The 14,837-nt window shown below is 36.4% G+C and carries 11 protein-coding genes; 2 read left to right on the top strand and 9 right to left on the bottom strand.

Features of this window, described 5'->3' with window-relative positions; translation table 11 throughout:
- From JG735_RS04880 to JG735_RS04865, 4 genes are read right to left on the bottom strand one after another with little or no spacing between them, the layout of a single operon-like run.
- Positions 1–300, bottom strand: coding sequence for a nucleotidyltransferase domain-containing protein (locus tag JG735_RS04880; protein WP_201333965.1), 300 nt, complete (start codon positions 298–300; stop codon positions 1–3).
- Complete coding sequence (locus tag JG735_RS04875; protein WP_201333964.1) at positions 281–736, bottom strand: hypothetical protein; 456 nt, start codon at positions 734–736, stop codon at positions 281–283. The genes JG735_RS04880 and JG735_RS04875 overlap by 20 nt, the downstream gene beginning before the upstream one ends.
- A 32-nt stretch (positions 737–768) precedes the next feature.
- Positions 769–2,487 (bottom strand): molybdopterin-dependent oxidoreductase, encoded by a 1,719-nt coding sequence (locus JG735_RS04870; protein ID WP_201333963.1) that lies wholly within the window; start codon positions 2,485–2,487, stop codon positions 769–771.
- Positions 2,484–3,269 carry an HlyD family secretion protein gene (locus tag JG735_RS04865; RefSeq protein WP_201335699.1) on the bottom strand — a complete coding sequence of 262 codons (786 nt, stop codon included), beginning with the start codon at positions 3,267–3,269 and terminating at the stop codon, positions 2,484–2,486. Before JG735_RS04865 ends, JG735_RS04870 begins: the two co-directional genes overlap by 4 nt.
- 66 nt (positions 3,270–3,335) lie before the next feature.
- Between JG735_RS04865 and JG735_RS04860 the strand changes: the two genes are divergently transcribed.
- Positions 3,336–5,696 carry an AAA family ATPase gene (locus tag JG735_RS04860; protein WP_201335698.1) on the top strand — a complete coding sequence of 787 codons (2,361 nt, stop codon included), beginning with the start codon at positions 3,336–3,338 and terminating at the stop codon, positions 5,694–5,696.
- Here the strand turns inward: JG735_RS04860 and JG735_RS04855 are convergent, their stop codons facing one another.
- Positions 5,697–6,140 carry a glycine zipper 2TM domain-containing protein gene (locus tag JG735_RS04855; RefSeq protein ID WP_201335697.1) on the bottom strand — a complete coding sequence of 148 codons (444 nt, stop codon included), beginning with the start codon at positions 6,138–6,140 and terminating at the stop codon, positions 5,697–5,699. It abuts the gene before it with no gap.
- Positions 6,141–6,173: 33 nt separating this feature from the next.
- Positions 6,174–7,529, bottom strand: a complete 1,356-nt coding sequence (locus JG735_RS04850) for a nicotinate phosphoribosyltransferase (protein ID WP_201335696.1) — start codon at positions 7,527–7,529, stop codon at positions 6,174–6,176.
- Between the two features lie 48 nt (positions 7,530–7,577).
- On the opposite strand from JG735_RS04850, the gene JG735_RS04845 reads away from it, so the two are divergent.
- Positions 7,578–8,150 (top strand): isochorismatase family protein, encoded by a 573-nt coding sequence (locus JG735_RS04845; protein WP_201335695.1) that lies wholly within the window; start codon positions 7,578–7,580, stop codon positions 8,148–8,150.
- Here JG735_RS04845 and metK read toward each other — a convergent pair.
- Genes metK through JG735_RS04830 form a run of 3 tightly spaced genes read right to left on the bottom strand, consistent with a single transcriptional unit; the run spans position 8,142 to position 14,679 of the window.
- Positions 8,142–9,317, bottom strand: coding sequence for a methionine adenosyltransferase (gene metK / locus JG735_RS04840; RefSeq protein WP_201335694.1), 1,176 nt, complete (start codon positions 9,315–9,317; stop codon positions 8,142–8,144). The two genes, JG735_RS04845 and metK, sit on opposite strands and share 9 nt — an antisense overlap.
- Before the next feature lie 2 nt (positions 9,318–9,319).
- Complete coding sequence (locus tag JG735_RS04835) at positions 9,320–11,083, bottom strand: EAL domain-containing protein (RefSeq protein WP_201335693.1); 1,764 nt, start codon at positions 11,081–11,083, stop codon at positions 9,320–9,322.
- Entirely contained in the window at positions 11,080–14,679 is a 3,600-nt protein-coding gene (locus tag JG735_RS04830) for a chemotaxis protein CheB (protein WP_201335692.1), read from the bottom strand. The genes JG735_RS04835 and JG735_RS04830 overlap by 4 nt, the downstream gene beginning before the upstream one ends.
- Positions 14,680–14,837 lie beyond the last annotated feature (158 nt).

Genomic DNA, 14,837 nt, shown 5'->3' with positions numbered 1-14,837 from the left:
TCATCCTTTTTTTTGATAAATTACTATTCCTTTTTTTGCTTCTTGCTCTATCGTTCTATGAGTATCTCTATGAAAAACAATATCAATCTTTTTATAAACTATTTTTTTCCTCAGCTCCACAAGGAAATCCAATTTTTTTGATACTTTTCTCTCATGTTTAGGCACAATTAAATATAGATCTATGTCTCCGCCCTTTCTATAATCATAAACTCTGCTTCCAAAAAGTATAATCTTACCCTGACTGAAAACTTTTTCGAAACTTCTTTTTATTATTTCTATCTCATCTTTTGAGAGTCTCATTGGCTTTTTTCTCTATTCTATTTAAAATCTTTTGAAGAAGGGTAAAACCCTCCATAGCAATTTGTATATTTTCTATCCGCTCATTCAAATCATATGGATACTCGTGGGCCAAAATGTTACGTATTTCTCTAAGCCGCTGCCACTCATCTATTTGGAGTATATTTAATTTTTCTAGGATATTTAAAATCTCTATCATAGAAACTTCATAAGTATCAATTTCTTGCAATTCATATAAAAATTTTTTAAAAAGCTTAGAACCAATCTTATCCTGCAACTTTGAAAAGTTAAATAAAAAACTATTGACAACTCTGACGTTATTGTAATCTTCAAAAAATTTTTCGTCTAAATTCTTCTTTCGTAGATCTTCAAAATCTATGCAAGCACTCTTCTCGATATCTTTGTACAATCGAATCATTTCAAAAAGAGTATTCTTCATTATACACTCCAGCTTTTATAAAAGTAGATCTATCAAGAAACTTTTTTAATCGAAACTTTTACTTCCTGAAAAATAGCATTGTTTCCATGCTCATCCGTTATCGGAGGTGTAACAAAGTTTATTAAACTGCCTGAATAGGCAAGAACACAGTCATCCCTCAACTCAGCTAGAAGTTTTACTTCCATCTCCGTTTCTCCCCATTGGCTCCTTACGATGACTATGTCACCATCATGCAATCCGCTTCGAAGGGGAACATACAGATAGGGGTCTCGTTTAAATTGCGAATTGATCGCATTTTTCGCTTTTGGCGTAATGAGATAGTATCCTTCTTGCAAAATATCAAACTCATCTTCAACCTCATCGATAAAGCAAAACGGCTCTTCGAATCCTTGCTTGTATGGAACCTCTTCATAACTTGGAAGCAGGTAATATTCTCCTCTTTTTTTAAGCTGCTTTGTAAAGATTTCGATATACTCCTCTTCAGCTTTCAAATCACCCAATCCGAATCTTCGCATCATCTCTTTCGTAAACTCATATTCACTCAAAGCGTTGTCATTCTCTTGGAGTTTTGGCATCAGTTCCACAAATTCATGTCCATAGCTGAATCGAATATCGCTCTTTTGCAAAAAGTTCTTCGCTGGAATAACCAAATCGGCAAGCTGTGCCGTTTCATCGTTATAGAGCCCAAAAACTACAGTAAAACTTTTTTTCAGACCCTCCTGGACTCGTTTACTTGAAGGCATGGTAACAGCGGGATTGGATCCTTGGATAAAGCAAAGATCATACGCACCAAAATCGACCGTGGCTTTTGGTACACGTTTTGCTGTGACTCTGAATGGATCATCAAGCCCTAGTGAGGTATCTCCTAAAAAGCTCACGCCGCACCCCTCTTTGCCAAAGAGGCCAAGCATTGCCGCAAGACTGTCAATGGCTCGTACCACTTCAGTACCATGCGCATATTTTTGCACACCGTTTCCAACCAAAATAACCGTTTTCATATCCATCATGAGTTCAGCCAAAGTGGCTATATCCACAAGATCGACACCTATCTTTTCAGTTGTTGGCACCATCCGGTAGCTTCGGATAAAATCGGCATAAAAATTGTAATCCTCTGTATGCTGTTCTATAAACTCTTCATCTTCTCTGTTTTGCATATAAACAAATCGAGCCAACATACAGGCAAGTTCAAGATCGGTTCGTGGCGTAATTTGCAGATGCATTGCTGCATTTTTTGCAAGATTCGTCTTTACTGGATCTATTACTACAAGGGTTTTCCCCTGAAGATACGGAATAAGATGGTGGTTGGTATATCCAACATTTCTTCCCCACACAATAACAAGCTCGCTTTTTTCAATCTGTTCCAATGGCAAAATCAGATTTTTCCCTCTTCCCTTTTCGATACCAAATTGACCTGCGGCATCGCATAGACTGCCTTCTGTCAGTGTGGCACCGATGGCTGAAAAGAAAAGATCGGTAACAGCTTGCATTTTCCCCACATTGCCGCTGCCTCGAAAATGCAAAATCTCTTGGCTACTTTTGATCTTCTCTTCCAATATATCAAGAGCTTTTTCCAAACTGATCGGTTCACCTTCATAGTAGGCACTTTGCAACTGAGGATAATCAAAATAGTGATTGAGTTTGTAGCACAAATGCCCCTTCGTAAAGGGATGCTCTTTATCACCTACAAGTTTGTCATCTTCAAAAATGACACTACATGCATCGTAACAATCCAATGGACAAGCTGTTTTCATCGTATCTCCACTTTAATGAGTTTTCCAAAAATTTTTGGCTTGGGAACTTCGATTTCTGCTTTATACTGTGTAATATATTCACTATCCGGTACTCGGATAATCTTCAAAAATTTCGCCTTGCTTTTTTTTCCATCGATATAGATCAATTTATGCTCTATTCCCTCCATCTCTTCAGGGGTAAGATAGACTACAACTTTTGCTTTGCTAATATCGGCAAGTTGCAATAAAGGCATTCCTGGCGAGACAAAGTCGCCCTTTTTGACATGTATCGCATAGATATATCCTTTAGGAGCGATTCTCTTTTTTGCAAGGAGATCCTGTGTTTGTGCCATGGCAAACTCTACATCAGACAACTCTGTTTTAAGAGATTGAAGCTTTTCGGTAGACGCAAGATAATTTTGCTGTGCCACTAAAAATTCGGACTCCCGCAAATCTTTTTCATATTGCGATTTCGTACGAAGATTTTTGATCCGATCAAAACTCTTTTTCTTGATCTGCATTGTTCGTCTGGCATTTTCGATGCTTTGTTGCGTGATCTTTATCATATTGAAAAGATACTCTCTTTTTTGACGAAGAGACTGAAGCTTCTTTTGATCGACAAAATCGTCTATTTGTATGATGGTTTTGCCTTCGTTCAGTTTCCCTTCCTCTTCAATGGCACTACGCACCACTTTTCCAGAAACCGCAGCTTTGATTGTATAGATTTCATATGGCACAATCTGCGCAGTGTGTACTTTTGCCCAAAGAATGGAAGCAGATACCAAAAAAAGAATCACTCTCATCAACGCCTCTTTGTTCGTTTGAAAAGTATTTTACTATAATTATCGCATGAAAGAATGAGGAAGGCCATGAAACATAAAGATTTGTTACAAAGATATGAAGAACTGAGAAAAAGGCTCAAAAGCAAACTTTTTGGACAAGATGATGCAATTGATGAACTGATTAAAGCCCTTTTTCACATCCACCACTCCCCTATCGATCAGCCGTTTAAAGGACTCTTCACCTTCTTTGGACCACACAATAGCGGAAAAGTCTACCTAGCTACGCTTTTGGAGCAAGAAAGTGAAGAGTTTCAAGGAATAAAAGTGGTCAACATGGCTGAATTCACCGATCCAGCTGATCAAAAGAAACTCATAGGAGAAAATGGTACTTTACCTACTTTCGTACATGCCCATCCACAATCGATTATCGTTTTTAAAGATATTGAAAAGTGTGACAATGTCATCCAACTGGCACTCATGAACTATATCTTTGCTTCAAAAGAGGAAAGAGGAGTTGATTGTTCGAATGTTTTATTCATTTTCACTTCAACTCTTGGAAGTTCTTTGATCAAAAAAGAGGATTTTCAGCGATTTTACAAAAAAGATCCGCTCAAAGCCCAGGCTAAATTTATCGAATTTATCGCAAAAGAGAAGAAAATCATCTATGATATTGTCGAAAGCGCTATCGTACCCGAACTCCTTTCTGTAATAGTGCAAAACTATATCATTCTTTTTAAACCGTTGGAATTTGACTCGATTGTCAAAATCGCCAAAGCAAGTTTCAAAGAGACGATACAAAAGAGTAAGATTGAAGGCATCGAAAAGATTGCACTGCCTAAAAATGATTTTATAGAGCTGCTTGTGCTCTCGTTCTCCCCCTATATCAATGCCAGAAGAGTCCATAAAAAGCTGCCGGATTTCATTATCGATCTTATATATCAAGCCATCATAAAAGCACAGCTCCCTATCAAAAAAATCGTTTTTGAAGTATCGGATGAGGCAAAGCAATTTTTAGAGAAAGTTGACAAGAAATTTTTAGAAAACCTCATCAAACAAAACAGATCTGTCCATCTTTCCTGGTCCATTACAACTCAAAAAAACATCGTTACAATAAACATACAAAAAGCAACCCTTTTCAAGCTGCCGCTCTATATCGAACCGACTCAAAAACCGTATATGAACTATTCAACAATCTCATTCAACGACATCGCCGGACAAAAACATGTAAAATCACATCTCAAAGAGATTGTACGTATACTCAAGCATCCTTCGATGGTAGAACGGTTTCATATCCCCATGCCAAAAGGAATGTTGCTCCATGGACCAAAAGGTGTAGGGAAAACCCTTTTGGCATACGCCTTTATCAAAGAGACAGAGTTGCCTTATGTGATGCTCACCGGCTCAGATCTTCTAGATACCAACCTCATTCATGCCGCATATCAAAAAGCAAAAGAGATTGCTCCGGCTGTTGTCTTTTTGGATGAACTGGATGGAAAAGATGGAATGATCATACCTTATGATGCCATCAGTGAAGAGATCGATGCCATCAGCGATGAAGAGTATGTTTTTACAATCGCCACGGCACTCAATATCGATGCTATCGACAAAAATCTCTTGGCAAGCGAACGGTTTGATTTTTTGATCGAGGTTCCAGATCTCGATATGGAGGCAAGGAAATTTTTTATCAAAAAGATTTTACAAAAGCCAAACGACGGCAAGATCGATATCGATAAAGTGGCACGATATATGAGTGGGCTGAGCGGATATGAGATGCAGCGTGTAGGGAAAGAAGCGGCACTTTATGTCATTCGCAAAAATCTCAAAGTCATTACTGAAGAGATTTTAATAGAGCAGATCAACAACATTAAATATGGACAAAAGATCGATAAGAAACGCATTAGAAATCTCGAAAAAGATCTGCACAAAACAGCCTATCACGAAGCGGGACATGCAGTCGTCAGCTATCTTTTGCTTCCTGATATCAAAATCGAGCAAGTTACCATCACACCAAGAGCAGAAGCACTGGGATTTGTCTCTTATACAGATGAGTTCATTACAAATATCTCCAAAGAGGAGCTGTACAACGATATCTGCGTCGCTTTGGCAGGAAGACTCAGCAAACTCAAAAAATTCCCGCAAGAAGGTGAAGATACAGGAGCTGCGCAAGATCTGGAACAAGCGACATGGGAAGCCTACAATCTTGTAGCAACCTTTGGTATGGATGAGTCACTCGGGTATATTCATATCGATACCCTGATGCAAAATGTCAGCAAAGAGCTTTTCAATGACATAATAGAAGAGCGGGTGGCATACTGGATAGAAAAAGCCACCAACGACACGATAGAGCTCATTGAGACACATTGGGAAAAGATAGAAAAAGTTGCCTCAACACTTATCGAAAAAGAGATGATAGATGGGGCGGAATTGAAAAAAATTATGGAGTCCTAACTATCGTAAGGGCTCCACGGAAATTACACGAGACTCTTTTGTCACTATTCGGACTCGCTCACCCGGATAGAAACGAAGTCCTTTGACTACAACGACCACTTCTTCACCGTTATCGAGTAAAATTGTAAGTTCTTGGGCATTTGCTTTCGCAAGTTCGCTTCCGACATAGGCTCCTGCGAGCCCGCCTCCAAGAGTAGCAAGAGTCTTTCCTTTTCCTTTTCCAATCATTGATCCAAGAACCGCCCCTGTTATAGCACCTAAAAATGCACCCGTTCCATTGTCTTTAATGACAACAGGACGAATCGATTCGATAGTACCTCTTTGCACTTTCATCACATAGTGTGTAGCCGTTGGAGATACCTCCTGAGCATATGGTCTTTGCACGCATCCACTCAATACAAACATGATCACCAAGCTTACAATCAAGGCTATACTTCTTTTCATTTTCCCTCCTTTTTTTCATAATAGCAAAATTTCTCAAACGTTCCCTTTTTTTAAATATTGCTGCAACGTTTGCGCTTTTTTTTCCAGTTTTATACCTATTTTTGGGATATATGGATTCTCATTATAAATATCTTTGAGATTTGTTGGAATCATTTGAAAGCTTTTTTCAAAATACTCTCTAATTTGAGGAAGTTTTGGATAGGCACGGCAAAGTTTTCCCTTTTCCATCCATTTCTGTACTAAAGACTCGCTCTCTTGATACGCACTATCAAACGTATCCACGATATCCTCTTTAAAAAGATTGCCATCGTACCTTCTAAAGATCTGTTTCTGTCCCGGTAGCGTCTTTTTATGGGAACTCAGTTTCATTTTCGGTTTCCCTGCATACTCTACCATTTTATAGGCACAATCAAGATAGGGAACATCTGCGGATACAACCAGTTCCGTTCCTACTCCCCATGCATCGATAGGAGATTGGCGTTGCAAAAGAGCGTCGATTGTATACTCATTGATTCCTCCACTTGCTAAGATGATCGCATCTTTAAAACCTGCCTCATCCAGTAGCTTTCGTGCCTTTTTCGAAAGTATTTCAAGATCCCCGCTATCAAGCCGGATACCTTTGAAATGCTTCAGCCCCATCTCCTGAACAGCTTCGATGGCATATTTTATCCCTCGTATGGAATCGTATGTATCTATAAGCAGTATCGCATTGTCTGGATAGCTTTGGATAAAGTCTTTAAATGCTTGCAGTTCACTCTCATGAGCCAGTATAAAGGAGTGGGCCATCGTTCCAAAAATAGGTATATCATAGATTTTTCCAGCCAAAACATTGGATGTGCCAAGAAATCCCGCAATATAAGAACTTCTTGCCGCTTTTAAACCGGCATCCATACCATGTGCCCTTCGAAGACCGAAATCGACCAGTTTCGTATTTTGTGCAACGCTTTTGCATCGAGCCGCTTTTGTGGCAATGAGTATGGAGTATTGTAAGGTATTGATTAAAAAGGTTTCGATAATCTGCGCTTCGATCAAATTGGCTTTTATTGTTACCAGCGGTTCATTGGCAAAAACGATCTCTCCTTCACTCACAGCCCATACATCGCCAGAAAATCGAAAATGTTTAAGATACTCTAAAAAACTTTCGCTAAATTTCTTACTTCCTCTGAGATATTCGATAGAAGAGTCGCTAAATCTGCAATATTGCAAAAAATAGAGAAGCTGCTCAAGACCAGCCATTACAAAATAGGGACGTTTTTTTGTGGGTCTGATAAAAAATTCAAATATTGCCTCTTTATTCATACCTTTTTCAAAATAGACCTGTGCCATTGTCAATTCATACAGATCCGTTAGCATGGGAAAGTTTTTTGCATCCACAAAACCAAACTGCATAACCACTCCTGTGTTACAATATATTCAATTATAACTCAAGGAGCTGTAATGCGTTTGAAAATCACCCAAAATGACGCCTTGATCGTAGTGGATATGCAAAAAGATTTTATGCCAGGAGGTGCGCTTCCTGTACAAAATGCAGATACTATCATACCTGTTATCAATACCTATATAGAGTTTTTCCAAAAAGCGCAAAGACCCATCTTTTTTACACGAGATTGGCATCCAAAAGATCATCTCTCATTTAAAGAGTATGGTGGTATCTGGCCACCCCACTGTGTTCAAGAGAGTGAAGGAGCAGAGTTCGCAGAAGGTTTACAGCTGCCTCAAGAGAACTACTTTATCATCTCAAAAGGCACATCAAAAGAGTTTGACGCCTATTCCGGCTTTCAAGGAACGATCTTACACGATCTATTACAAGAAAGAGGTGTTAAGCGAACATTCATCTGTGGTGTTGCAACGGATTTTTGCGTCAAAAACAGCGCTTTGGGAGCATTGCATCTTGGGTTTTTTACCATTATTTTGGAAGATGGAATCAAAGAGGTATTTGAAAGCACCCAGACCTTGCAGATGCTGCAAGACAAAGGTGCCATACTTTGCAAAAAAGAGGATCTAGAGTGATCGGAACCACTCTATCTCATCTAGCTGTTCCCAGGGATAGTTTTCATATCCTACCTGCCCTTTGGCGGCAGTCTCTTTGTAGGAAAATCCTTGCGGTTTATGGAGCGAAAACTTCTGCATAATCCAGTACGGACTCAGCTCATAGCGATCCGCTATAAGAGCTGAAAGCTTTTCGTCATCGAGTTTTCCAGTGCCGAATGTATCCACTGTCACCTGAAGCGGTTTGGCTCTACCGATCACATATGAAAGGGCAACCTGCGCTTTTTTTGCCAATCCAGAGGCTACAATATGTTTTGCGATCCACCTGGCGGCATAGTGAGCACTTCTGTCCACTTTGGTGTAGTCTTTACTGCTTTGGGCCCCTCCACCGATCGGCACATAAGGGCCATAATTGTCAACTACAATCTTTCTTCCAGTAAGACCTGAATCCGCAATGGGACCATGGATGACAAATTTCCCTGTTCCATTGATAATAAACTCCGTCTTCTCATCGATAAAATCGTTGAAACTGCATTTTTGCTCAATAAGTTCTCGAATCTGGTTTTGCAAACTCTTTTGATCAAAATCTCTTACATGCGACTGGGCGACGATAATCTTATCCACTCTTTGGGGTCTGTTCGCTTCGAAATTGGCCTTGTTACCATAATCTAAAACTACTTCCGTTTTGATATCAATGCCATATTTGTCAGGATTGAGTTTTGCATTATGGTATAAAATATCTCTCAATTCCCTTGCCATCATAGTGGCATAAGGCATGAAATCCCCTCTTTCACTGGTGGCATATCCTATCATGATCCCTTGATCCCCGGCACCAAGCTCTTCGGGCTTGTCAACACCCTGGCTGATATCAGGAGATTGGCGATTGACAAAAATATGGTAATTCAAGTCTTTTGGATAGAGAGTCTCTTCCTTGGTAAATCCGGCTTCTGGATAGCCGATATATTCCAAAGCCTCCATCGCTTTTTGGATAAAAAACTCTTTCGATAACTCCTGATGAATTTTATACTCCCCACCAATGACAACATGCGTACCAGCAATAAAAACCTCAGTAGCCAACCTTGCATTGGGATCGATTTCCAGCAGCGCATCGACAATGGTATCAGCTATAATATCGGCACATTTGTCCGGATGACCGGGACTTACCGATTCGCATGTAAAAAGATACATGATTACTCCTTCTTGTTAGAAAACAGCAGTTGATTTTTTGCAAGTTTTTCTAAAATCTTCTCTTTGGGCATTGGTGGCGCAATATAAAATCCTTGCATACAATCACATCCAAGTTTTTCAAGCTCTTGTAACACTACTTCATTTTCTACACCCTCTGCAACAATTTTATAACCAAAAATCTTGGCTAGTGCGATAGCAGCTTTTATAATCTCATAACTTTTCCTATCTTCCAACATATGCAAGACAAAACTGATATCGATTTTTATAAAATCAACATCAAAATTTTGCATATAAGTCAAAGAAGCATATCCTGTTCCAAAATCATCGATTGCAATTTTACTTCCTAACTCTTTTAGTTCTTCAAACAACTTTTTTGCCCGAAGAAGATCTTTGAGTGCTGAAGTTTCTACAATTTCAAAGACAAATTTCGAAGCAGATATATTATACTTTTTTAAAATATCTTGAAAAAAATCTAAAAAAACTTCACTCTCAATATCATAAACTGTCATATTAACACTAAAATCGCTCTGTGCATCATATGGCATAAAATCTACAATATCTTTCGCAACCTGTTCAAGAACATAATGGCTTAACTGTTTCATCAGTGATTCATTATTTTCTATATAAGGTAAAAAATATGATGGTTTTAAAATCCCTTTGTTTGGATGATTCCATCGAATTAATACTTCATATCCTTTGAGTTGCCTCTCTTTTAAACATACTTTTGGCTGATAATATAAAACAAATTCACGATTTATAAAAGCTCTTTCAATTTCAACAACTATTTGATCACACTCTTTTATTGATTTTGCAAAATTACTATTATCTGGATCAAAAATAAAAAACTCACCCTTTTTCTTCTTTTTAATATAATACATTGCAATATCAGCTTGCTTTAAAAGCTCATTTGCTCCAATTGCTCTATGTTGCGGATAGAATGTCACTCCTATACTAATACTAACGTTAATCATTTTACCATTGCAGTTTATTGGCTTTCGCATCTCTTTTTGCAATCTATCCAAAAGTGAATATATTACCTCCCTGCTCTTAAGACCCCAAAAAATTATCGCAAACTCATCTCCAGAGATTCGAGAAACGATATCTTCTTGTCTACTTACATTTGATAGTCTATTCGCTATTGCTTTTAAAACACAATCACCAATATCATGACCAAATGTATCGTTTATATCTTTAAAATCATCTACATCCAAAAAAAGTATTGCCATTAGCTCTTTTGTTCTGTTACTTCGCTTTAAAAATTTTTCCAAAAATTCGATAAAGAAGTTTCGTTGATAGAGATTGGTCAAAGGATCATATTTTGCCATAAATTCCAATCTTTTTTGATAATACTCCTTTTCTCTTTTATAAAACAAAACTCTAGTAACATTTAAAATTGTTGTCAAAAACTGTTCTAGGACAAAAGGTTTAAGAATATATCCATTAATTCCTAATTTAATCGACTCAAGCAGATACTCTGTATCACTATAGGCGGTGAAAAAGACAATGATCTGCTCCAAATCTTTTTCTCGTATTTTTGTGCTCATCTGCAAACCATCCATTTTTGGCATCACAATATCACTTATGATAATATCTGGTTTAAAACGTTTATATTTGTTATATCCGTCCTCTCCATCTTGAGCAACCAAAACCTTGTTAAAATAGTTTGAAAATATATTTTTTACAAATCTGCTTGTCTCTTTTTCATCTTCCACATACAAAACATTCAATTCTTTTAATTTGGTTATCTCATTTTGATCAAATTTCATTGCACTTCCTTTGGAATTTTAAGAGTTACTTTGACACCATCACCCTCATTTTCTAAACTGATATCCCCTTTCATTGCCTCCATAATCATTTTGGACATATATAGTCCCAACCCTGTTCCATTCGATTTAAATTTTGTTGTAAAGTATGGTTCGAATACTTTGTCCAAAATCTCTGGCTTTATACCGCCTCCATTATCTTGCACATATAAAAAGATGTACTCTTTTTCATTTTTGTTATAAATAATAATTTTTCCATTTTGAATTTTTCGCTCTTTAATAGCATCTTTAGCATTATTAATAATATTGATCAAAACCTGCATCAATTCACTCTTATAACCAATAAGCTCTATATCTTTGATATTCTCTTTTAAAGCAATATGGTTTTGCTCCAAAGATGGCAAAACAATCTTTTTTGTATCTTCAATAAGCTCCTTTAGTTTGAATCTTAACTTTATTTTGTTAGTAGAAAAGAAATTTCTAAAATCATCAATCGTTTTAGACATATTTTGAATAATTTCATTACTTTTTTCATAAAACTCTTCAAATTTGTCTTGTGTTAAATGATTATTATTAAACTCTATATGTAAATCGGTAATAAGTAGACTTAAAAGATTGAGGGGCTGTCTCCATTGATGGGCAATATTGGCTACCATCTCCCCCATAGCCGCTAATTTGGATTGTTGGATAAGTAATAGATCCTTTCGTTTCATCTCTGTTACATCTGTAAGTGTTACGATACGCTTTTTATCGATTGAGGTTTGACTCACTTTTGCCAGAAATATCCTTTTATTTCCATCTTTATCTTTCAAATAGACTTCATGCGCCTCTTCTGGATGCTGTTTGAGATAATCCATCCATCCCTTTTTTTCAACTTTTTGAAAAAGAGGAGAATCCTCTTCAAAAAGTTCATAAACTTTTTTCTCTTTGAGCTGTTCTAAACTCTCAATACCTAAAAAGGTAAAAAATTTCTTGTTTGCCAAAAATATACGAGATCTATTAGCAAGTAAAATAATATTTTGCGACTCATCAATAATAGTTTTAAGTTTTTCTTGTTCTATCAACAATTTCTTTTGATAATTTTGAAGCATCTCCTCTTTTTTTCGATACTCTGTTACATCATAAATTGCAATAATAGCACCTTTGCACTCTTTATGGATAGAATTTTTATCAATATAGGGAACGATTTTAATATGAAAAATTTTATTTTTGTCTTTGACTTCAAAACCGTACTCTTTTTTTGTCTCGATAACCTGCTCCAAAATTGGACGAATATTGCCTATGTCCACCTTTGTTCCTACAGTTGTAATTAACTCATGAAGATTTGCATAAGAAAGATTGAAAATATAGTTGGCTTTGTGCGTAAAATTTTTAATTTTTAAATCTTTGTCAACAATTACCGCCCCAAAATCCAATATTCTAAATATATTTTCCAAATCATTAGTTTTTTCTCGTAATTGCTGGGTTTTAATCTCCAACTCTTCATTGACTGTCCGCAATTCTTCATTGGTTGATTGAAGCTCTTCGTTGGAAGTCTCCAACTCTTCATTGGTAGATTGGAGTTCTTCATTGGCTGATTGCAACTCCTCATTGGCTGATTGAAGTTCCTCATTTGAGGTTTCAAGCTCTTCAATCGTAGTTTGTAACTGCTCTTTCGTTAGCATCAACTCTGTTTCAAGATCGTTTATATACTGCTGCAAATCCTTATTATCTATTTTAATATCTTTATCAATAGCAACTTCATCAGAACTTTCTATAAAAATAAGTGCAATACAGTCTCGGCAATACTGGTTACTAATTGGAATTGCCATTATGTTGATATACTGGACTTTTACTTTATTTTCACTCTCTTTATAACGAATTCTTTTATTAATTGAAATTGATTCGCTTCTTACTTTTGAGATTAAATAGCGTATATCAAACTTTAGCTCATTATTGATCAGCGTTAAAATATCATTACTAAAGTTCCCTTTTGGAAATTGAAGATACTTATTTGCATTCCCACCAATATAGATAATATTGTTATTTCTGTTGATAATAACAATATTTTTAAAAATGCTTTTCAAAAGTGCCTGTACAACACTTTTTAGAAGCACATCCTCTTTCGTAATGGTACTTTCTTGTTTCTGTCCATTTTGATGGGAAGTTAATACAATTTTGTTTCTATACCGCTTTGGATAGTAGGTTAAAGCACTTAAATCGGTTTGTTTGTAGGTTGGATCTTTTTTAAAGATCCTTGCTTTTGCATCCAAAACAATAAACCTCTCATGCAAGCTTGAAATAGCTTCACTTTTGCCCAAAAATAAAATTCCATTTTCTTTAAGTGAATGGTGAAAAATATTGATAATTCTATTTTGTAGTGTGGAGTTAAAATAGATAAGCAAATTTCTACAACTTATAAGATCAAGATTTAAAAATGGTGGATCTTTTATGAGATCATGAACAGAAAATATAATCTTTTCCCGAATCTCTTTGATAATCTCATACTTATTGTTATCTATTTTTCTAAAATAGTTAGAAAGATAAAAATCATCAATATTTTCCACTTCATCTTTGGAAAATATTCCAATTCTTGCTTTTCTAATGGCTTCTTCACTAATATCGGTTGCAAATATGGTTATTTTTTTATGTAGCTTCATCTGATGAGTAATCTTATCTAATAGCATTGCAATAGAGTAAGCCTCCTCTCCTGTAGCACATCCTGGCACCCATACTCTATAATCATTATCTTGACTTTCACTCATCTGGTTTATAATGTGCTTTTCAAGTATATTCCAAAACTCTTTATCCCGAAAAAAAGAGGTTACAATAATAATCAAATCCTTAAACAAAAGCTTTAGTTCTTGGGGATTATTTCGTAAAATCTCAATATATTCTTGGAGTGAATTGACATTATTTACAGCCATTCTCCTTTCGATTCTTCGATGAATCGTTCCAATCTTATAGTCAGTAAAATCAACATTAAATTTCTCTTGCAACATATCAAAAATGGTCTCTAGACTACTCTTTTCTGTTTCCTTTTCGATGGTATGAGGAATATTTAGAATTTTTAAGAGATTCTTGGCAATATCTTTAACCGGAAGCACCAAATCGACACATCCAGTCTGAATAGCAGCTTGTGGCATGGAAGAGTATTTTGCCTCTTTTGGATCTTGCGCAATAGTAATGCCACCCGCATTTTTAACAGCCATTATACCTTCTGCACCGTCACTCCCCGTACCTGATAGAACAATTGCAACGATATCCCCGTCAAAATGCTTTGCAAGCGATTTTAAAAAAAGATTGATAGAGGGTTTTGGAAACCCCTTTTCTCCAGGAGGTGTCAAAATAAACTCTTGTTGTTCATTGACTGTTAAATTGTTATTTGGCGGACAGATATAAATGACTCCGGGTTCAATTTTTTGGTGATCATAAATCATTTTGATGGGTAAAGTAGTATACCTTGATAACAAATCTTTTAAAAGGGTCGGATGGGTTGGATCAAGATGTTGTGTTATAACAAAAGCAATATCTTTGCTGTATGCTTCATCTAAATTTTTGATAAACTCTTGCAGTGCCTCATATCCTCCAGCACTTGCTCCTAAAGCCACTATTTTCATACTCCACCCTTTTTTATGTTTACATTCAATAAATAAATTTTATTATACAAATTATATATAAAACTTCTGGATTATAGACATCATTGGCAGTCTTGGCAATAACCATAAGTAATATCCTTCCAATATTACTTCATTTTATTGTCTGATTTGTTGTATAA

This window comes from Nitratiruptor sp. YY08-10, assembly GCF_016629565.1.
Classification (GTDB): domain Bacteria; phylum Campylobacterota; class Campylobacteria; order Campylobacterales; family Nitratiruptoraceae; genus Nitratiruptor.
The sequence above is the reverse complement of the archived record's forward strand: the minus strand, read 5'-3'. Positions and strand labels throughout refer to the sequence as shown.

What these genes read in the sequence shown, in the direction of transcription:
- JG735_RS04880 (WP_201333965.1), bottom strand. Translation starts at nt 300, where the DNA reads ATGAGACTCTCAAAAGATGAGATAGAAATAATAAAAAGAAGTTTCGAA.
- JG735_RS04875 (WP_201333964.1), bottom strand. Translation starts at nt 736, where the DNA reads ATGAAGAATACTCTTTTTGAAATGATTCGATTGTACAAAGATATCGAG.
- JG735_RS04870 (WP_201333963.1), bottom strand. Translation starts at nt 2,487, where the DNA reads ATGAAAACAGCTTGTCCATTGGATTGTTACGATGCATGTAGTGTCATT.
- JG735_RS04865 (WP_201335699.1), bottom strand. Translation starts at nt 3,269, where the DNA reads ATGAGAGTGATTCTTTTTTTGGTATCTGCTTCCATTCTTTGGGCAAAA.
- JG735_RS04860 (WP_201335698.1), top strand. Translation starts at nt 3,336, where the DNA reads ATGAAACATAAAGATTTGTTACAAAGATATGAAGAACTGAGAAAAAGG.
- JG735_RS04855 (WP_201335697.1), bottom strand. Translation starts at nt 6,140, where the DNA reads ATGAAAAGAAGTATAGCCTTGATTGTAAGCTTGGTGATCATGTTTGTA.
- JG735_RS04850 (WP_201335696.1), bottom strand. Translation starts at nt 7,529, where the DNA reads ATGCAGTTTGGTTTTGTGGATGCAAAAAACTTTCCCATGCTAACGGAT.
- JG735_RS04845 (WP_201335695.1), top strand. Translation starts at nt 7,578, where the DNA reads ATGCGTTTGAAAATCACCCAAAATGACGCCTTGATCGTAGTGGATATG.
- metK (WP_201335694.1), bottom strand. Translation starts at nt 9,317, where the DNA reads ATGTATCTTTTTACATGCGAATCGGTAAGTCCCGGTCATCCGGACAAA.
- JG735_RS04835 (WP_201335693.1), bottom strand. Translation starts at nt 11,083, where the DNA reads ATGAAATTTGATCAAAATGAGATAACCAAATTAAAAGAATTGAATGTT.
- JG735_RS04830 (WP_201335692.1), bottom strand. Translation starts at nt 14,679, where the DNA reads ATGAAAATAGTGGCTTTAGGAGCAAGTGCTGGAGGATATGAGGCACTG.